The organism is Corynebacterium lactis RW2-5 (genome assembly GCF_001274895.1).
Taxonomy (GTDB): domain Bacteria; phylum Actinomycetota; class Actinomycetes; order Mycobacteriales; family Mycobacteriaceae; genus Corynebacterium; species Corynebacterium lactis.
In genome coordinates, this window is sequence record NZ_CP006841.1 from 54910 (window position 1) to 72971 (window position 18062).

An 18062-nucleotide genomic window follows, 5' to 3' on the forward strand; every position below is an offset into this window, starting at 1 on the left:
CTTTGCGGCTAATTTATTGCACTTTAGCGCTGGCTGATGACTGTAGCGCTTGCTCTCGGCTGCTCTACAGTCGCAAACGAGCGCTAGAGTGCGGATTGGGGGGCAGCCCGCCGCCTGTCGCCCGTCGTCGCACCAACTCCGCCGCCCGCACCGCCCGCCATCGCTTAACGACGCTTCGTGCGCGCCGTGGCCTGTTCCTCCCAAGGGTTTTCCGGCCAGGGATGCTTGGGGTAACGCCCCCGCATCTCCGCGCGAACCTGCGAATACGCGCCGTTCCAAAAGCTGGACAGGTCCTGCGTCACGGCCAAGGGACGGCCGGCGGGGGACAGCAAGTGCATGGTCACGGGCACGCCCAGCACCTGCGGCGTCTCGGCAAGTCCGAAGCACTCCTGCAATTTCACGGCCAGCACAATCTGGGCGTCCTCGCTGGCGGGGTCGGCTGGGTACTCCAGGCGAATCCGTGATCCAGAGGGGACCTGCATCCGTTCGGGCACCAGCGAATCGAACTCAGTGGCCTCCGGCCACGGCAGAAGGCGGCGCAACTTCTCGGAGTCCAGTCTCGGCACGCGGGGCTGATCCAGCTCGCCCGCGAAAAGTACGTCAATGCTCGCCGCGAGCCCGGCGCTCGACACGTCGGGCCACGGCTCGCCCTTATGCACATGGGCGAATGCCATGCGTCGCCGCAGCCCCTCGGTGTCGGCCGGGGCCGTGAGGTGGGCGTCGGCAAGCCAGGCAGAGTTGGCGGAAACGCACTGCTCAGGCGTAGGTTGTGCGGGGCGTGAGGATAGCTCGATCGCGCCGAGCAGCTCGCGCTCGCGCGCCCGGAAGCGACCGGCCTCGATGAATGCCGTGGTCTCGGTGCGGGCGAGGTGCCCGGCGGCGAGCATCGCGATCTCCAGGTCGATTGGTTCGCTGGCGCGGATCAGCGCGCGGCCGTTCGACTGTCGCGTGATCTCCGACGCCGCAATCCATTCGTGCCCGCGCGGTCCGGTCGCTGCGGTGCCGCCGGTGAAGAGGAACTCGTCGGTATCCGCGCCGCGCCGCTTGCCCACGAAGTCCGGCCAGGCAAGCGCGGTGACCAGGGCGGGAATGTCGCTGGGCAATAGATTGAATGACGACGCCTTCCCGCCATGCTCCCTGGCGTGGTCGCGCGTGATTTTCGTGAGGCCTCTCGCATCGGTGAGCTTCTCGACGGCGCGGGCAACCTTGTCCGCGTGCTCGGGCATCAGTTCCGAGGCCGCGAGCAGGGCGCGCCCCATGCGCGGGTGGACCGGCAGCGTCGCGAGCCTGCGGCCGAGGTCGGTGATTGCCCCGGTGTCGTCGATAGCCCCGAGACCGGCGAGAACCTCAAGGGCGGCATCGGTGTGGTGGGCGGGAGGGGCGTCGAGAAGCTTCAGGCCTTCCATGCGCGGCGTGCCCCAGGCGGCGGCGTCGAGCATCGCCTGGGTGAGGTCGGCGACGGCGATCTCGGGGGCGGGCCAGGCAGGAAAGGAGCTGAATTCGGACTGCGAGACACAGCGGATTACGATGCCCGGGCCCTCACGGCCAGCGCGGCCCGCGCGCTGATTTGCCGACGACTGCGCGCACGAGGTGGTGACCAGGCCCGAGAAACCGCGGGCGACGTCCAGACGTGGGCCGCGGGTCAGGCATGCATCGACGACGGCGCGAACGCCCGGAACGGTTACCGAGGACTCCGCGATTGAGGTCGACACGATGACGCGGCGGGGCTGGGTGGCAGTTGCGGTGGCGCTGGTCGGGGCAGTGCTGGCGGCGCTGGTCGCGTCGCGGCGGAACACGCGATCCTGCTCTTCGGCGCTTTGGCGGCCGTGAAGGGTCAGGACCTCGAAGTTTGTTGCGGTGAGCAGGCCCTCTACGTAGCCTGCGCAGCGGTCGACCTCGCGGACGCCGGGGAGGAAAACGAGGACGTCGCCGTGCGCATGTGCGACCAACCCCGCTGCCTGTTCGGCCACGTGCCGGAGGAATTCGTCGGTGACGCCACGCGAATCCAGGCGCTTGGGAAAAGGCGCGTAGCGGATGTCCAGGGGGAACATCTCCGCCTCCGCAGCGACGATTGGCGCGGCGCCGGCGCCGGCGGTGCCGGCACCCAAAAGCTCCGCGAACTTCGGCGCATCCACGGTCGCCGACATCGCGATAATGCGCAGGTCCTCGCGGATATCCCGCAGGTCACGGAGCATCGCCAGCACCAGGTCGGTGTCAAGGCCGCGCTCGTGAACCTCATCGATGATCACGGCGTCGGCCTCGATGTCGCCGTCGCGCAGCAGCCTGCGCAGCAGCACGCCGGGCGTGACAAACTCGACCCGCGTGTGCCGCGAAACCTGAGACTCGCCACGCACGGTGAAACCAACTTCCTCGCCCAGCTTCGTCCCCGACAGCTGCGCCAGCCGCCGCGCCGCCGAGCGCACCGCCACGCGCCGCGGCGCCGTCACGACAACCCGCCCGTACTGCCCGTGCCACGCGTTCGCCACCGCAGGTGGGACGAGCGTGGTCTTGCCTGTACCCGGCGGCGCTTGGACTACAACATCGCCGTGGCGCACGGCGTCGGCAAGCGAATCCAGCTGGGAGGCAAAGGGCAACCCGACAGCGATGTTCGTGAGTTTGAACTGGGAAAACGGCGTCATAGAACTGGTCGGACCTCTGGGTTGGCGGGTAATATCACCGCCCATGCAGGACCTATCCCGGTACGGCTGGCTCTCCGTCGGCGCGGCGCTCGCCACCATCGCACTGAAGTTCTGGGGCTACAGCCTCACCGGCTCGGTCGGTTTGCTTTCCGACGCAGCGGAATCGCTCGTCAACCTTGTCGCTGCCATTGTGGCGGTTATTGTCCTCAAGGTTATCGCGCGGCCCGCGGACCGCGACCACGAGTTTGGCCACTCCAAGGCGGAGTACTTCTCGGCGGGGCTCGAGGGCGCCATGATTTTCGTTGCGGCGGCCTACATTATTTACGTCTCCGTGGTGCGACTATTCAATCCGCAACCGATTGAGGAAATCGGCCTCGGTCTGCTGATTACCGTAGTCGCCTCCGCAATTAACGGGCTGGTGGCGCTGGTGCTCATCCGCGCCGGGCGGAAGCATAAATCGCTAGCGCTGGTCGCGGACGGCAAGCATCTGATGACGGATGTGTGGACTTCCGCGGGCGTGCTTGCGGGCGTGGCGCTGGTCGGGGTAACCGGATTGTGGTGGCTCGACCCGATCATCGCGCTGGCCGTGGCCGTGAACATTCTGATTACCGGACGACGCCTGGTGCTGGATGCCGGTGGTGGGCTGATGGACAAGGCCATGGAGGGCGAGGATCGCGACGAGGTCGACCGCATCTTGGACTCGCACAAGCAGCCCGGGCGCGTCGACGTTCACGAGGTCCGGACACGAGTGTCGGGGCATCGCCAGTTCATTGAGTTTCACGTGCTGGTGCCGGGGGAATGGACCGTCGAATACGGCCACGATGTGCTCAGTGCGATGGAGGACGACCTGCGTGAGCGCTTCCCCGGAGTGCACATTCACTCGCACCTGGAGCCGATTGAGGACGAGCGCGCCTACGGCGACGTTCACTTGTAGGTCGGCGGCGGCTCGTGCTGTGCTGGAGCGGCGGCAGTTCGCTTGGCACTTTAGCGCTGGCTAGTGACTGTAGCGCTCGCTCTCGGCTGTTCTACAGTCACGAACGAGCGCTAAAGTGCGGGAACGGCGCCAAGGGGCGGCGCCAATGTGAGCCGAATTCGCCAAAACGCCTGAAAGTGACGGCGATTACATTTTAAGATGTGCATATAAATTTACGCGCAGTCTGCACGGCCCGAGTCGGGGCACAGGCGAGACGCAGCGATGGAAGCGTCGAAAACACGTAAGGACCTGCACAGATGATTTCCGAAGTCTCCCCCAAAGCCAATAACACCCGCTTCTCCTCCAAGAGCCCGAAGCTCCCCGAGCCGAGCCCGCGCCAAGACGTGATTATCCCGGCCAACGACCGAGTCCTCCTGCGCGGCACCCTGTTCCGCCCGAAGGAAAACCCGGTGCAGACGCCGAAGGGAATCATTACCGTCCACAGCGGCACCGGCGTCCCCCAGGGCTTCTACCACCGTTTCGCGGAGACGGTCGCCGACAAGGGCTACGCCGTCATTACCTACGACTACCGCGGCATCGGCCAGTCCGGCATGAAGTCCGACAAGGATAACGAGGACATCCGCATGTCCGACTGGATCACCAAGGACATCCCGGGCGTCATCGAATGGGCAAAGGAGACCTTCCCGGAGGGCCCGCACTTCGCAGTCGGCCACGCCGTCGGTGGCCACGGCATCGCCTACGCCGGATCCGAGGGAACCTACGACGCCGCAGCGCTGATTAACTGCCGCGGTATGCGCATCACTAAGGTGCCGTCGCTGGTCGGTAAGCTCCGCGCGTTTTCCATCTTCAACATCATTGGCCCGGTCTGCGGTTTCCTGACCGGCCACATCCCGGCGTCGGCCTGGAAGCTGGCGACCGAGCCGCCGATCGGTGTCATGCGCCAGTGGGCACGCTGGGCTCGCAAGGACGGCTACTTCTTCGATGACTCGGAGTTCGACTTCCAGAATCGCTTCTCGCACGCGACTCAGCCGTTTTTGTCCATCCGCATTCCGGACGATTACTGGACCGAGGAGTCCTCTGCCGACCTGATCACTAACGTGCTGACGGCCGCTTCGGTCGTCGAAAAGCGACAGGCACAGCCAGCCCGCGGGAAGGGTGTCGGCTACGGCGGGTACTTCCGCGCGGGCCACGAGAAGGAGTGGGGCGAGTTGCTAGAGTGGTTCCACCAGCACCACGCCTAAAAATTGGAGGCCCGAATGGCGACAGCGCAGGTAGAGACGCCTTTCGGGACTCTCGGGGTCGCCGCCTCCGCGCGTGGGGTGGTGGAGGTCAGCCTCACCGGGGCCGTGCTTGACGACGACACCCCCGGCGCCGATTCCCCCGAAGCCGCCGCGATTGCACAGGAAGCGACCGCCCAGTTTGCGGAGTATTTCGCGGGGCAGCGCCGCGAGTTCGACCTCCCGCTGGATTGCCCGCTTTTCGGGGAGGACACGTTCCGCGCCCGGGCGCTGATGGCTCTGCGCGAGGTCGGCTACGGTCAGGCTGTGACGTACGGGGAGCTGGCCGCGATGGCCGGGTCGCCGCGGGCGGCGCGGGCCGCGGGAACGGCCTGTTCGACAAATCCTCTGGCCATCATCATTCCCTGCCACCGCGTTCTGCCGGCTGGCGGCGGCGTGGGATCGTTCGGTGCCTCGCTGGGCTCTTATGCCGGAGGGTGCGAGATGAAGCGCTGGCTGCTGTCGATTGAGGGCCGGCAGGACTAGGGCCAGCCAGCGCGGCCCGAACTAGCGCGACGCCTGGCGCATTGCCCAGTAGTAGGCACCGCCGTTGTAGTCAAAGCATTCCGAGGTTCCCGATGGCCAAGAATCCGCATTCTGGGTGCAGGTCCAGGTGGACTGGAATGGGCCCTTGAGGAACCATTCGTAGCCAGCGCCCGCTGCGTAAGGAGGGCTCGGCGGGCCCGAGGGCTGTTCGTTCTGGGGCGGAGTCTGGGTCCTTGTCGTTGGGATATCGGCTCCGGTGCTAGGTGCAGGTTGGATTGCTGTCTGAGTTCTGGTGATAGTTGAGGGTTCTACTGTGGTCGACGATGTGGGCCTGGAGCTTTCGGTGTTATCCGCGGCGTAGGAACTGTCGCTTGAGTTACGCTGGCCATTTGCTTCATTAGAGCTATTGCGGCCGAGCATGACACCTCCGAGCACTGCTAATGCCAGCAATGCGATGCCGAGAATGATGAGCGCGATGATGAGGGGCGTATTCCTCCGTGGCTGAGGCGGATATGGGGCGCCGTACCCGCCGTATCCGTTGCCATAGGGGCTCTGATTGTAGGAATTCTGATTCATCTCTCGGGTGTCCTCGCTTGAAAGCCAGGGGCAGCGGTCGAAGATGCGCGCTGTGCTGTCATGCTGTCACGCATGTCTTCATGCTGCCTTTATAATCCTGCATTCTTTGAATAGCATTTTGCCTGATAGTTTAGTGAATATCACATATTTTTTCGCTATGGTCGGGTAAATGACATCATTTACCGCCACAGAAAACTGTAGCGACTTCGCAGCCACCTTCGAGGCCGTACTGCGCTCCCGCCGCGCCACCCGAGTCTTCGACCCCACCCCGCTTGCCGACGCCGATGTGCGCCGCCTCCTGGAGCTTTCATTGGAGGCCCCGAGCGCATTCAACCTGCAGTCCAGGGCGATAGTGCGTATCGAAGATCCGGATGTGCGCAGCCAAGTATTTAAGGCATCCGGCGGCCAGACTCAGGTCGCCGAAGCCCCGCTGCTATTGGCATTCGTTGGGGAGCCGACGGGGTGGCGGCATAACATCGGACGCCTGGCGGATTTTAACCGCGCCAGTGGGCTGTGGGATGAGAAGATGGCCGCCGAGCGCGTGCAGAAGATGACGGATTTCCAGGAAAAACGTGCGGAATCGGGGCTGTCGCGGGAGTTCGCGATTCGCGACGCGATGATTGCGGCGTCGTTCGCAATGGTCGCGGCCAGTGCCTTCGGCTGGGCCTCCTCGCCGATGACGGGTTTCGATGAAGAAGCCGTCAAGGAGGCAATCGGCGCCGGAGGCACGGATGTCGTGGTGGCGCTGCTCCTGGCCGTCGGCAAGCCGGGGGAAAACCCGCCGCACCCGGGGCGGTTCCCGGTGGAGCAGCGGGTCTATACGGATCGCTACGAGGGGTAGCTACAGGGAGAGCGCGACCTCGACGGCCTGGCGGATGGCGCGCTTGGCGTCGAGCTCGGCGGCGACGTCGGCGCCACCGATGACGGTGACGTTGCGGTCCTTCGCCGACTCGCGGGCGGCATCGGGGTCCGGGTAGGATGCGCCGAAGCAGTCGAGGTTGGACTCCTGGCCGGTGCAGACGATCACGTTGTCTACGTCGATGACCTGCGGTTTGTCGTCGATGGTGATGTGTAGGCCGGCGTCGTCGATGCGCTCGTAGGTCACGCCGGTGTACTGCTTGACGCCGGCCTTGACCAGCTCGGCGCGGTGCACCCAGCCGGTGGTCTTGCCCAGGCCCTTGCCGATTCGGGAGGTCTTACGCTGCAGGAGGTGGACCTCGCGGTCGATCTCGAAGGCGGCGGCAGCACCGGAAGCATTGGTGTCGACCAGGCCCGCGCGGGCCTCGGCCGGGTCGCCGACGCCCCAGGCGTCGTTCCACGCCTCAATCGTCTGGTTCGGCTTGCGGGTCAAGTACTCGCACACGTCCACGCCGATGCCGCCCGCGCCGATGACGGCGACCTTGTCGCCCGCAATCTTCGTGCCGGAGAGCAGCTCATCGTAGCGGATGACCTTGTCGTGGTCGATGCCCTCGATCGTCGGGATGCGCGGCGTGACACCGGAGGCGACGACCACGTGGTCGAACTTGCCGGCCAGGTCGTCGACATCGGCCCGAGTGCCCAGGTGGATCGGGACCTCAAACACCTCCAGTCGGCGACCGAAGTACTTGAGAGTCTCCGCGTAGTCCTCCTTGCCAGGAATCTGCGCGGCCAGGTTGAACTGCCCGCCGATCTGGTCGGCGGCCTCGAAAATCTCCGGCTTATGCCCGCGCTCGGCGGCGGCCTCTGCGAATGCCAGGCCCGCCACGCCCGCTCCGATGACGGCAACGCGCTTGGCCGCACCGGCATCGACCGGGTGGGAGACCAGCTCAGTCTCGTAGACGGCCTTCGGGTTGACCAGGCACGTCGAGCGCTTGCCCGCAAAGGTGTGATCCAGGCACGCCTGGTTGCAGGCAATGCACGTGTTGATCTGGTCGGCACGCCCGTCGGACGCCTTGACCACAAAGTCGGGGTCGGCCAGAAGAGGCCTCGCCATGGAAATGAGGTCCGCGTTGCCCTCGGCCAGAATCTGCTCTGCGACCTCCGGGCGGTTGATGCGGTTCGAGGCCGTGACAGGGATGTCGACAAGCGAGCGGAGACGTCCGGTGAGCCCTGCGAAGGCGGCGCGCGGAACGGAGGTGACGATCGTCGGAATGCGGGCCTCGTGCCAGCCGATGCCGGTATTGAAGACGTTGACTCCGGCGTCGACCAGGCCGAGTGCGAGTTCGGACGTCTCGGACCAGGTCTGGCCGCCCTCGACGAGGTCGAGCAGGGAGATGCGGTACTGCAACAGGAAGTCGTCGCCGACCTCGGCGCGGATGCGGCGGACAATCTCCAGCGGCAGGCGCATGCGGGCGGCAGCGCTTCCGCCCCAATGGTCGGAGCGGTGGTTGGTACGCTCGGCGAGGAACTGGTTGAGCAGGTAGCCCTCGGAACCCATGATCTCGATGCCGTCGTAACCGGCACGCTTGGCCAGCTTCGCAGCGCGGACGTAGGCGGCAATCGTGCGCTTGACGTCCAGGCCGGTGAGGCGGTGCGCCTTAAACGGGCTGATGGGGGATTGCCCAGTGTCGGCTGAGCGCGCCAGGGGGCTGTAGCCGTAGCGCCCGGCGTGCAGCAGCTGCAGCACGATGTGGCTGCCGTGGGAGTGCACGGTGTCGGTGACACGGCGATGATTGTCGGCCATCCGCTTCGACACCATCATCGACCCGGCGGGCGTCAGCCAGCCCTCTACGTTCGGCGCGTATCCGCCGGTGACGATCAGGCCGACTCCGCCTTCGGCGCGGCGGCCCAGGTAGGCGGCTAGCTTCGGGATGTCGCGGGTGCGGTCCTCCAGGCCGGAGTGCATGGAGCCCATCACCACGCGGTTGCGCAGCGTAACCGGGCCAACGTCGAGCGACGAGAGCAGGTGCGGGAAATTCTTCTCCGGGGCGGGGTGAGACATGCTCCTTAGTATGTCTTTTCGCGGCCTGCGAAATGGGTGAATTCGCTAAAAAAGTGGCCCCCGATACCCCGTAGCGCTCACGGTAGTGCTAGCTCTACCGTGGCTGTATGCGTCGAGATAGTTTCCCGCTTTTACCACGTCAGATAGCAAAATCGCGTTCCCACGATGGCTTGCAAACAGGTAGCATGAACAGCGATTAGCCCCTATGAAACGCACCGCATTTTCCGGAAATGAGTTGATAAATGAAAACGGGCACCCGACATGAGGAATTGAAGATTCGCAGCTGGCTGAAGGGAGGCAGCCCGGCAGATCGGGCGCGGCACACTTTCATAGGCCTGTTTGGGTGGGCACTGAGCATCTACGCGGTGGTCTGTCTTATCTTCTCAGTCCTTCCGCCGGTGAGGCATCTGCTGGCTAAGGTTCGCTTTATTTTGGACTTCTTGCTCTATCCGATGCCGGAAACCTCCATCGCCTGGGCCGTGTTGCTCTTCCTCATCGCCGGTGGTGTATTTTCTCGCAAACGCCTGGCCTGGTGGATGGTCATGGCGCTATCGGCGCTGACCCTTACCAGCAACCTGCTCGCTCTACCTTCGAGTCTTGAGACAGCAAGGAACCTGCGTGATCTCAATCCGGATCAGATTTTGAATCCAGTTGACAAAGCCTATGCAGAGCTCTTCCACCTGGGGTGGGTGGTACCTCTGATAGTTGCGGGTATCATCATCCAGTTCATCGTCATCGGCATGATGTTTTGGGCCGGCCCGCTGTTTATCGCCAGGGTTCGCAAGAGTGCCGGGTGGCGCGCTGCAGGTGTTTATGCCATTGGCGCGAGCATCGCCACCTCCGCCGGCTGGACAATTGTCAGTATGTTCCCCGGAACGCTTCGCGGTGGTTCTCTGGAGGGGATGGACCGACTGTGGTGGACTATGAACGCAGTGGTGGGATTCTCCGTTCTGCCCTCGACGGGGTTTTCCGGCCGTCCGCCGGGGTGGGTCGCTACTCTCTTGGGGCTCTTCGGCGCTCTGGCCGTTATCGCCGCTGCTATCGCGCTGTTCAAGTCCGCATCGGACCGTAACTCGCTAACCGGCGACGACGAGACCGCCATCCGCGCTATGCTGGCCCGCTGGGGCGATGATGATTCCCTCGGCTACTTCGCCACCCGCCGTGACAAGTCCGTCGTCTACGCTCCCAGCGGCCGTGCCGCAATTACCTACCGCGTCCACGTCGGCGTGATGCTGGCCTCCGGTGACCCCGTCGGAGACCCAGAGCACTGGTCTGGTGCCATCGAGGAGTTCCTCCGCCGCGCCTACGAGTTCGGCTGGGCCCCGGGCGTGATGGGCGCATCCCAGCGCGGCGCCCGAGCCTATCGACGCCACGGCCTGACCGAGTTCCACCTTGGCGACGAGGCCGTGCTGGACACTTCCACTTATCGGATTTCGGGTCCGGACCGTAAGTCGATTCGTCAGGCGGTGCACCGTGCCCGCAAGGCAGGCGTCAAGGTGCGAATCCGGCGCCACAATGAGGTCGGCGAAGACGAGTTCAAGGCAATCGTTCGCGACGTGGACCGCTGGCGCGACACCACTGACGAGCGTGGCTTTTCCATGGCACTAGGTCGCCTCGGAGACCCGGCGGATAGCAATAACCTCCTGGTCGAGGCACTGGTAGGGCAGCAGCGCGTGGCCGTGCTCAGCTTCTCGCCGTGGGGGAAGACCGGCTACTCCCTGGATCTCATGCGCCGTGGCCCGAAGGCCCCCAACGGCACGGTCGAACTGATGGTCACCGAGGTGTGCCAGTCCGGCGAGGACCTGGGCATCGCCCGGATTTCGCTTAACTTCGCGATGTTCCGCACGGTCTTCGCCTCCGAGGATAAGCTCGGTGTCGGCCCGCTGCAGCGCAATTGGCGTCTGCTGCTGGTATTCCTGTCGAAGTTCTGGCAGATGGAGGCTCTCTACCGTACTAACGACCGCTACGGCCCCACGTGGGTCCCGCGCTACGCCTGCTTTGCGACGCCGCGCACGCTTCCCCGCATCGCCTTCGCCTCCGGTATCGCTGAAGGCTTCGTGAACGTGCCGAGGTTCCTCGGCGGCGATAGTCGCCGGCGCATTACCGGTATGGCTGACACCTCCAAGGGGGCGCTTGCGGCTTACGCCGCGGTGCCGGAAATTCTGGCCGGTATCAACCAGCGCCCGACCCGCCGTGTGCCCGAACAGACTGCCGTGCGCATCGCGTCCGCCACCGCAATGAAGGAGTCTGGACGCGACCCGTGGCCCGTCGGCATGCAGCCGAGTGTACGCTGCGCTGACATCGCGAAGCTGGCTGGGACATCGGCGGCGTCGGCAAGCGGAGCGGGCACAGGCGTGTCCGTGGCGGGCCGAGTGATGGCGAAGCGCGACTTCGGTGGCGTGGTATTCCTGCAGGTCCGCGACTTTAGCGGCGAGTGCCAAGTACTCGTGGAGCGCGAGCGCACGACCGAGTTTGACCGCATCAGCGACCTTGACCTAGCGGACCTGATTTACGTCGAGGGCGCGCCGGGCCACTCCAAGCGTGGGGAGCCATCGCTGCTGGCCACGTCCTGGCAGATCACGGCGAAGAGCCTGCACCCGCTGCCGGACAAGGTCGCAGGCCTGCGTGACCCGGAGACCCGCTCCCGCAACCGCCACGTGGACCTGGCAGTGGGCGAGGATTCCCGGAGGATTCTGCGGGCGCGCTCGGCAATCCTGCACTCGCTGCGCTCCAGTTTGGTGGGCGAGGGCTTCCTCGAGGTAGAGACCCCAATTCTGCAGCAAATCCACGGCGGTGCGAACGCGCGCCCGTTCACAACGCACATCAACGCCTACGACACGGACCTCTACCTGCGCATCGCGCCGGAGCTGTATCTGAAGCGTCTGATGTGTGGTGGCGTAGACCGGGTCTTCGAGCTGGGGCGAACCTTCCGCAACGAGGGCGTCGACGCCACTCACAACCCGGAGTTCACCATCTTGGAGGCCTACGCCGCCTACGGCGACTACACCTCCATGCGCAAGATGTGTCAGAAGATGATCCAGGACGCAGCAATCGCCGCCAACGGCGTGTGCGCGGTTCCGGGGCCGGACGGCGAGATGGTGGACATCTCCGGGGATTGGCCGGTCAAAACGCTGCACCAGGCCGTCACCGAAGCGATCCGCGCTAAGGACATGGACATCGAGGATCTGACCGGTTCCACCGACGTCGAGAGGCTCACTGAGCTGTGCGACGCGTTGGAAATCCCCTACCGCGCCGACTGGGATGCGGGCCAGGTGTCGCTAGAGATGTACGAGCATCTGGTTGAGGACCACACCAAGGAGCCGACCTTCTACACCGACTTCCCGCTGTCGGTGTCCCCGCTGACGCGCACCCACCGCACCGACGGCACCGTCACCGAGCGCTGGGATCTGGTCGCCTGGGGCGTCGAGCTGGGCACCGCCTACACTGAGCTGACCGACCCGCTCGACCAGCGTGCCCGCCTGGAGGAGCAGTCTTTCCTCGCAGCCGGCGGCGACCCGGAGGCAATGGAGGTCGACGAGGAATTTCTGAAGGCCCTCGAGTTCGGCATGCCGCCCACCGGCGGCCTGGGAATGGGTGTCGACCGCGTGGTCATGCTGATTACTGGCGCCACGATCCGCGAGTCTCTGCCCTTCCCGTTCGTTAAGGTGGGGCGGTAGAGGACAGATAGGAGTCGCGAGGATACGCATGGGTAAGAGACTGCACACATCGCCGACCGTTGTCTTCAGCGGTGGTGTCGGCGTACCCGGCCAGGCCTGGGACCGCGTGCGCGGAATGCTCGCGGAGTCCGGCATTGAGAGCACCGTCGCCGATCGCCCCGGCCTGTCCCACATCGACGACTGGAGCCTCGGTGACATGCCGACTCTCGCCTCTGAGACCGAGCGCATCGCCGGAGTTCTGCGGGGTGCGCGCGGGGCGGGATCTCTCGTGCTGGTCGTCCACTCCGCCGCAGGTTTCTTCGCCGAAGCGCTCGCCCTCACCGAGCCTTCGCTTGCCGACGCCGTCGTACTCGTCGACATCTCCACCACCGGCGATGCCCTCCCGGCGATCCCGGGGCTCGTCCTTCCCTCGCAGGTCCTGGGCCGGCTGACGCGCCCGGTCGCCGACAAAATTATTGCGCCGCGCGCGAGCTCGGGGAGGCCGAAGCACCCGCGCTGGGAGGCCCTGCTGACCGAGAACGCAGCTTTTCGCTACTGGGCCCACGACCTGGAGAAGCTCCGCGAGGAAGCGAGTGCCGGCACCGGTGCTGGTGCCAGTGCTGATGCCGGGCCCTCCGAGGCTGTGCCCGCTATTTCCAGCAGTGTTGTCACAGCGATCCCCAGCTTCCCGGCATGGTGGCCGGGGAAGCGGCGAGCGTCGGCACGCATGCGGCGGGCGGGGGAGCGGATCTTCCACCGGTGGGAGGAGTTCGGCCCCAGTCGGCACGTGGTGCTGGAGGAATGCGGGCACATGGTGATGAAGGAAAAGCCGGGGACCGTGTACGAAGAAATCCTGAGACTGGCCGAGACGAAGAGCGCAGGCAGCGCAGACAGTTCGGGAGGGGCTGGCGCATGAGCAAGTGGCGGGCCGCGGCCATGGTGACGGTCGGCGTGCTGTGCCTCGGCGGGCTGCTCGGGGCCGGAGGGTGCGCGACACTGAATGGGCCGTTTACCTCCGAGCACGCGAAGGAGCGAGCGGAGGGAAACCGCGACGCGTCGAACCCGCACCGCATCGAATATGGCACGGAAAGCCCACGGCAATACGGAGATCTTTTTCTTCCCAAGGTTGAGGCGAGGAAGGGCTCACTACCGCTTGTGGTATTCATCCACGGTGGCGGCTGGCTCCAGCATTCCACGGCGCTGTCCACCACGAAAATGGCCCGGGACCTCGCTGCGCAGGGAGTTGCCGTATGGAATATCGAGTATCGCGGATCTGATATCCACGCCAAGGACAAGGACGGCATCGGCGGATGGCCGATTACCTACGAGGACATCGCCAAGGCAATCGATTTCATTCCCGAACTCGCCGATAAGGTGCCCGCGAAACTAGACCTCGGGCGCGTATCCGTCGCAGGCGTCAGCGCTGGCGGCAACCTCGCCGCGTGGGCGTGCAGCCGACCCGAGTTCCCCGACGGCGCGCCGGGCGCCAACCCCGTCTTCACCGTGGACAAGTGCGTCGGCATCGCCGGAGTGTATGACATGACTCTCGCGTACGAACAGCACGACAAGTTTGTCGTGGGTCTGCTCGGTGGGTCTCCGAAGGAAGTGCCCGAACATTATTTCATGGCTTCGCCGGGACTAAATGTCGCCCCACGGGCGCAAATGACCATCTTGCATGGCAAGAACGACCGCACCGTAAGCATTGACGAGGCCACCTTTTACGCCCACACTGCCGAATCCCTAGGACAGCAGGTCCGCCTCATTCAACTTGACGACGCCAACCACGGGTCCTGGGGAAAAATTGAGGGGCCGCAGTGGAAGCGTGCGCGTTCGGCGATTTTGGAACAATTGAGCGTGAAACGGCATCGTTAGGTCGCTACAGTCGTGGGTATCTAACGGTCTACTCCCCAAGAGGAAGGTTTCCCCATGAACGCGCAGCAGCCAGCAGGTGAAAACAAGAAGGTCGCAGTTGTCACGGGGGCGTCCTCCGGCATCGGTGCCGCGACCGCAACCGCGCTGGCTGCGGCCGGGTTCCATGTCGTCCTGGGCGCTCGCCGCGTCGACAAGCTCGAGGCCGTGGCGGAGGAAATTCGAGGGGCGGGTGGCCAGGCGAGCGTCGTGAAGCTAGACGTCACCTCTGATGAGGATGTGGCGGCGCTGGCCGGTGCCTACCCGCGCGTGGATGTGCTGGTGAATAACGCCGGCGGCGCCAAAGGAATGGAATCGATTGAGGCCGCGGTTGAGGAGAAGTGGCGCTGGATGTACGAGGTCAACGTGCTGGGCACCCTCCGCGTGACCCGCGCGCTACTGCCCGCGCTGAAGGCCTCCGAGGGCATCGTGCTGACTGTCGGCTCGATTGCGGGCCGCCAGGTCTACACCGGCGGTGCCGGTTACAACGCGGCCAAGCACGCAGAGCGCGCCCTGGTGGAGGTCCTGCGCCAGGAAGTCGCAGCGGAGGGGGTCCGCGTCACCGAGATTGATCCGGGTCGTGTCCACACCGACTTCTCGCTCGTGCGTTTCGACGGCGACAAGGCCAAGGCCGCGTCCGTCTACGAGGGCGTGGAGTCACTGACCGCGGGCGACATCGCGGACATTATCGTCTTCGCGGCGACCCTGCCACACCGAGTCAACATCGACTTCCTGCAGGTCACGCCGATTGACCAGGTCGGCGGGGCTAAGCCAAAGAAGTAAGCGAAAAAGCAAGCAGGAGAGCAGACAATGGCGAATAAAAACCCCGACGCGCGAAAGAAGTTCGCACTTGTCACCGGAGGTAGCCGCGGCATCGGCCTGGCGGTGGCGAAGGACCTGGCCCGCGACCACCACGTCTTCGTGGGTGCAACCACGCCGGAGGCGGCTAGGGCCGCGGTCGAGCAATTGCCGTCGGCAAGCGCTTTTGTGGCGGACCTATCGGATGAGCGCGCGGTAGAGGCGGCGGTTGCAGGGCTACTCGCGGAACTTGACGAGCGAGGGGCGAGCGGTCTGGACGTGCTGGTGCACTCGGCGGGCGTGTACGTCGACGGGCGCGTGGAGGATGTTGCGCGACAAGACTGGTCGAGGATTCTCGAGGTCAACGTCGTGGCGGTGGCGGACCTCACGCGACGGCTGCTACCTGCGCTGCGGTCGGCGGGAGGCCGAGGAGACCGGGACGGTGCTGAGGGGCAGCCGGGAATGGGTGGCACCGTGGTATCGATTAACTCCGGCTCTGGCTTCAGATCCTCGCCTGGGACCTCGCCGTACGCGGCCTCGAAGTTCGCGCTGCGGGCATTTACCGATGCCCTGCGCGAGGAGGAACGCGGTACGGTTCGCGTCAGTTCCGTACACCCGGGGCGCGTCGACACCGACATGCAGGTGCAGTTGCAGAGCAATTGGCACTCGGGCGACGCGGACTGGACCTACGATGGCTCGAAGTTCGTCCGCGCGGGGTCCATCGCGGCGGCCGTGCGGCTGGTCGTCGACGCCGGGCCCGATGCCAGTGTCGACGAGGTCCAGGTCAGGCCTCGAATCTAGCTCTGCTGGGCGTCGAGGTTCAGGCGCTCGTGCATGGCCTTGACCTCGCGCGGGACGACCTTGCCGATCGCGTTGCGCGGCAGGGAGTTGACGAAGAATACGCGGTCCGGCACGGAGTGTTCAGCCAAGTTGTCGCGGACGTACTCCTGCAGCATCTTCTCGTTGAGGCCGGCGCCCTGCTTGGAATTCTCGCGGACAACGTAGAGGTAGAGGTCTGCGAAGATCTCGTCGTTCTCGTTGGAGCCGTGGCAGAAGACGTCGGCGATGCCCGGCACCGGACCGAGAATCTCCTCGACCTCGCGCGGGAAGATGTTCTCACCACCCTTGATCACCATGTCATCGGAGCGACCACAAATGTAGAGGTAGCCGTCCTGGTCGATACGACCCAGGTCACCGATCTGGAAGAGGCCGTCGACGGTGGTGAACTTGTCGGTTTCGCTGAGGTAGCCGATGAAGGACAACTCCTGGGCCGTGTGAATCAGGCCGACCTCGCCAGCGGGTAGTTCCTTGCCGTCCTCGCCAAGGATGCGCACCTTGGCGCCGATTGCTGGGCGGCCGGCGGAATCCGGGCGGGTGGCCAGGTCCGGGCCCGAGGCGATGGAGCACAAGCCAGCCTCGGTGGAGCCGTAGAAGTTACAGATGACCGGGCCGAAGCGGTGCGTCAGGGCGGAGACCAGCCAGCCAGGGATGGCGTTGCCGGAGGAAACGATGAAGCGGAACGGGCCAATCTTGCGGCTCGGCTGGTCATCCAGCACGTCCTTGATCTGGCGGAGGAAGAACGCCGCCGAAATCATGCCATTGACGCCGTACTTCTCGCACTGGTCGACGGCCTTCTGCGCGTCGAAGACTCTCATAGTAACCAGCGTTGCGCCGGTCACCAGCGCAATGATTACGTTTGCCCAGCCCCACGCGTGGAACATCGATGCCGACTGATGGATGACCATGTTCTTGCGCCACGGGATGCGGTCGGTGATGGCGCCCAGGGTGGCCGGGGTCTTCGGCTCGTTGCGCAGAACGCCTTTCGGGATGCCGGTGGTGCCGGAGGACATGATGATGATGCGACCCTGCTCGGGCTTCTTCTCAAACTCGGAGGAGGAGCTGCGTCCTTCCTTGATCAGGTCATCCATGAACAGGAAGTCCGCCGGGACCTTCGAGCGAGTATCCGGCTTGGTCACTGAGGTAATAACAATTTGGACGCCGGTCAGGTCCTCTGGCAGGCGATCGAGGAACTCGTCATCGACGAAGAGGAACTTGGCATCGTTCTGCTTGACGACGCCCTGAATCTGGCTCGGGCCGGAGCCGATGTTCATGAGCATGATTTCTGCGCCGATAAATGCCTTGATGGCCATCGGGAGGATAATGCCACGGCCGTTACGCGCGATTACGCCGAAGCTGCTCTTAGCGTTCATGCCGCGGTCCATCATGGCGCGGGCCAGGGACTGGGAATGCTCCAGCAGCTGGGTGTAAGTCAGCTCGCCTTCGTCATCGACGAGAGCCAGGCGATCTGGGTAGCGCATTGCGCCGAGCTTAATGAGTGCGGCGGCGGAGAACTTCAGGCGCAGAATCTGGTTAACGAACGGCAGAACCTGCTTTGGGGTCATGGACAGCGCGCCGGAGCGCAGTAGCGGAGGGACGGACTGGACGAGAGCCTTGAGCTGGAACGGCAGCGGCACACGAGGAGCCTTCATCTCTGCGGCCATAGGTGGTAATTCCTCCTGGGTTCGTTCGTGGTGAGCGATACTGGTGCGAAAAATGCAACTGCTGGCGTCCGTGCTTTCGTCCTGTCGCTTTAAGCCTTACGAACACCGGACTTTTGTAACATCTGTAACACCAGTAACGCTAGTGCGTTCTTGTAACGGTTGAACTCTAGCAAATCTTGATCCGGTTAGATATTTATGACCAAAAGTAATTGTCGCCGTGTGGTCAAGTGTGCGTTCTGGCCGCCCTGTTGGTGATCGCCATGCACTAATTCCTGTGGCATCTGGCATGTCAGACATTGGAGTTAGCCGTGTTTGGGGAATTTGGTAACGAAATAATAACACAATGGTTGTGTTTTGATTGCGAAAA

Annotated in this window: 13 protein-coding genes; 9 read left to right on the forward strand and 4 right to left on the reverse strand. The window is 64.4% G+C overall.

From position 1 onward, the window contains the following. Positions 1 to 164: 164 nt before the first annotated feature. The gene (locus CLAC_RS00230; RefSeq protein ID WP_053411206.1) at positions 165 to 2639 is read right to left on the reverse strand and encodes an ATP-dependent RNA helicase; all 2475 of its coding nucleotides are present in this window, start codon (positions 2637 to 2639) and stop codon (positions 165 to 167) included. A gap of 43 nt (positions 2640 to 2682) precedes the next feature. On the opposite strand from CLAC_RS00230, the gene CLAC_RS00235 reads away from it, so the two are divergent. The 3 genes from CLAC_RS00235 to CLAC_RS00245 all read left to right on the forward strand — a co-directional run bounded on the left by CLAC_RS00235 (position 2683) and on the right by CLAC_RS00245 (position 5336). Beyond that, positions 2683 to 3573, forward strand: coding sequence for a cation diffusion facilitator family transporter (locus CLAC_RS00235; RefSeq protein ID WP_053411207.1), 891 nt, complete (start codon positions 2683 to 2685; stop codon positions 3571 to 3573). Between the two features lie 296 nt (positions 3574 to 3869). After that, entirely contained in the window at positions 3870 to 4814 is a 945-nt protein-coding gene (locus tag CLAC_RS00240; protein ID WP_053411208.1) for an alpha/beta hydrolase family protein, read from the forward strand. Positions 4815 to 4829: 15 nt separating this feature from the next. After that, positions 4830 to 5336 carry a methylated-DNA--[protein]-cysteine S-methyltransferase gene (locus CLAC_RS00245; RefSeq protein WP_053411209.1) on the forward strand — a complete coding sequence of 169 codons (507 nt, stop codon included), beginning with the start codon at positions 4830 to 4832 and terminating at the stop codon, positions 5334 to 5336. 21 nt (positions 5337 to 5357) lie between these two features. On the opposite strand, the gene CLAC_RS12545 is transcribed toward CLAC_RS00245, so the two are convergent. Then, positions 5358 to 5912, reverse strand: coding sequence for a hypothetical protein (locus CLAC_RS12545; RefSeq protein ID WP_156324719.1), 555 nt, complete (start codon positions 5910 to 5912; stop codon positions 5358 to 5360). 169 nt (positions 5913 to 6081) lie between these two features. Between CLAC_RS12545 and CLAC_RS00250 the strand changes: the two genes are divergently transcribed. Further along, entirely contained in the window at positions 6082 to 6753 is a 672-nt protein-coding gene (locus tag CLAC_RS00250) for a nitroreductase family protein (protein WP_053411210.1), read from the forward strand. On the opposite strand, the gene CLAC_RS00255 is transcribed toward CLAC_RS00250, so the two are convergent. After that, a complete protein-coding gene (locus tag CLAC_RS00255) occupies positions 6754 to 8832 on the reverse strand; it encodes an NADPH-dependent 2,4-dienoyl-CoA reductase (RefSeq protein WP_053411211.1) in 2079 nt (692 codons plus the stop codon). A 242-nt stretch (positions 8833 to 9074) separates the two neighbouring features. Here CLAC_RS00255 and lysX point away from each other — a divergent pair, with 242 nt between their 5' ends. Genes lysX through CLAC_RS00280 form a run of 5 tightly spaced genes read left to right on the forward strand, consistent with a single transcriptional unit; the run spans position 9075 to position 15995 of the window. Beyond that, the gene (lysX, locus tag CLAC_RS00260) at positions 9075 to 12509 is read left to right on the forward strand and encodes a bifunctional lysylphosphatidylglycerol synthetase/lysine--tRNA ligase LysX (protein WP_082312922.1); all 3435 of its coding nucleotides are present in this window, start codon (positions 9075 to 9077) and stop codon (positions 12507 to 12509) included. 28 nt (positions 12510 to 12537) lie between these two features. Beyond that, positions 12538 to 13404, forward strand: a complete 867-nt coding sequence (locus tag CLAC_RS00265; RefSeq protein ID WP_053411212.1) for an alpha/beta fold hydrolase — start codon at positions 12538 to 12540, stop codon at positions 13402 to 13404. Next, a complete protein-coding gene (locus CLAC_RS00270; RefSeq protein ID WP_053411213.1) occupies positions 13401 to 14360 on the forward strand; it encodes an alpha/beta hydrolase in 960 nt (319 codons plus the stop codon). The genes CLAC_RS00265 and CLAC_RS00270 overlap by 4 nt, the downstream gene beginning before the upstream one ends. A 54-nt stretch (positions 14361 to 14414) precedes the next feature. Continuing rightward, positions 14415 to 15179 carry an SDR family NAD(P)-dependent oxidoreductase gene (locus tag CLAC_RS00275; RefSeq protein WP_053411214.1) on the forward strand — a complete coding sequence of 255 codons (765 nt, stop codon included), beginning with the start codon at positions 14415 to 14417 and terminating at the stop codon, positions 15177 to 15179. Positions 15180 to 15206: 27 nt separating this feature from the next. Continuing rightward, positions 15207 to 15995 carry an SDR family oxidoreductase gene (locus CLAC_RS00280; protein WP_053411215.1) on the forward strand — a complete coding sequence of 263 codons (789 nt, stop codon included), beginning with the start codon at positions 15207 to 15209 and terminating at the stop codon, positions 15993 to 15995. On the opposite strand, the gene CLAC_RS00285 is transcribed toward CLAC_RS00280, so the two are convergent. Beyond that, the gene (locus CLAC_RS00285) at positions 15992 to 17695 is read right to left on the reverse strand and encodes an AMP-binding protein (protein WP_053411216.1); all 1704 of its coding nucleotides are present in this window, start codon (positions 17693 to 17695) and stop codon (positions 15992 to 15994) included. The two genes, CLAC_RS00280 and CLAC_RS00285, sit on opposite strands and share 4 nt — an antisense overlap. Positions 17696 to 18062: the final 367 nt, after the last annotated feature.

Coding starts and splice junctions, on each gene's coding strand:
- CLAC_RS00230 (WP_053411206.1), bottom strand. CDS start 2,639: ATGACGCCGTTTTCCCAGTTCAAACTCACGAACATCGCTGTCGGGTTG.
- CLAC_RS00235 (WP_053411207.1), top strand. CDS start 2,683: ATGCAGGACCTATCCCGGTACGGCTGGCTCTCCGTCGGCGCGGCGCTC.
- CLAC_RS00240 (WP_053411208.1), top strand. CDS start 3,870: ATGATTTCCGAAGTCTCCCCCAAAGCCAATAACACCCGCTTCTCCTCC.
- CLAC_RS00245 (WP_053411209.1), top strand. CDS start 4,830: ATGGCGACAGCGCAGGTAGAGACGCCTTTCGGGACTCTCGGGGTCGCC.
- CLAC_RS12545 (WP_156324719.1), bottom strand. CDS start 5,912: ATGAATCAGAATTCCTACAATCAGAGCCCCTATGGCAACGGATACGGC.
- CLAC_RS00250 (WP_053411210.1), top strand. CDS start 6,082: ATGACATCATTTACCGCCACAGAAAACTGTAGCGACTTCGCAGCCACC.
- CLAC_RS00255 (WP_053411211.1), bottom strand. CDS start 8,832: ATGTCTCACCCCGCCCCGGAGAAGAATTTCCCGCACCTGCTCTCGTCG.
- lysX (WP_082312922.1), top strand. CDS start 9,075: ATGAAAACGGGCACCCGACATGAGGAATTGAAGATTCGCAGCTGGCTG.
- CLAC_RS00265 (WP_053411212.1), top strand. CDS start 12,538: ATGGGTAAGAGACTGCACACATCGCCGACCGTTGTCTTCAGCGGTGGT.
- CLAC_RS00270 (WP_053411213.1), top strand. CDS start 13,401: ATGAGCAAGTGGCGGGCCGCGGCCATGGTGACGGTCGGCGTGCTGTGC.
- CLAC_RS00275 (WP_053411214.1), top strand. CDS start 14,415: ATGAACGCGCAGCAGCCAGCAGGTGAAAACAAGAAGGTCGCAGTTGTC.
- CLAC_RS00280 (WP_053411215.1), top strand. CDS start 15,207: ATGGCGAATAAAAACCCCGACGCGCGAAAGAAGTTCGCACTTGTCACC.
- CLAC_RS00285 (WP_053411216.1), bottom strand. CDS start 17,695: ATGGCCGCAGAGATGAAGGCTCCTCGTGTGCCGCTGCCGTTCCAGCTC.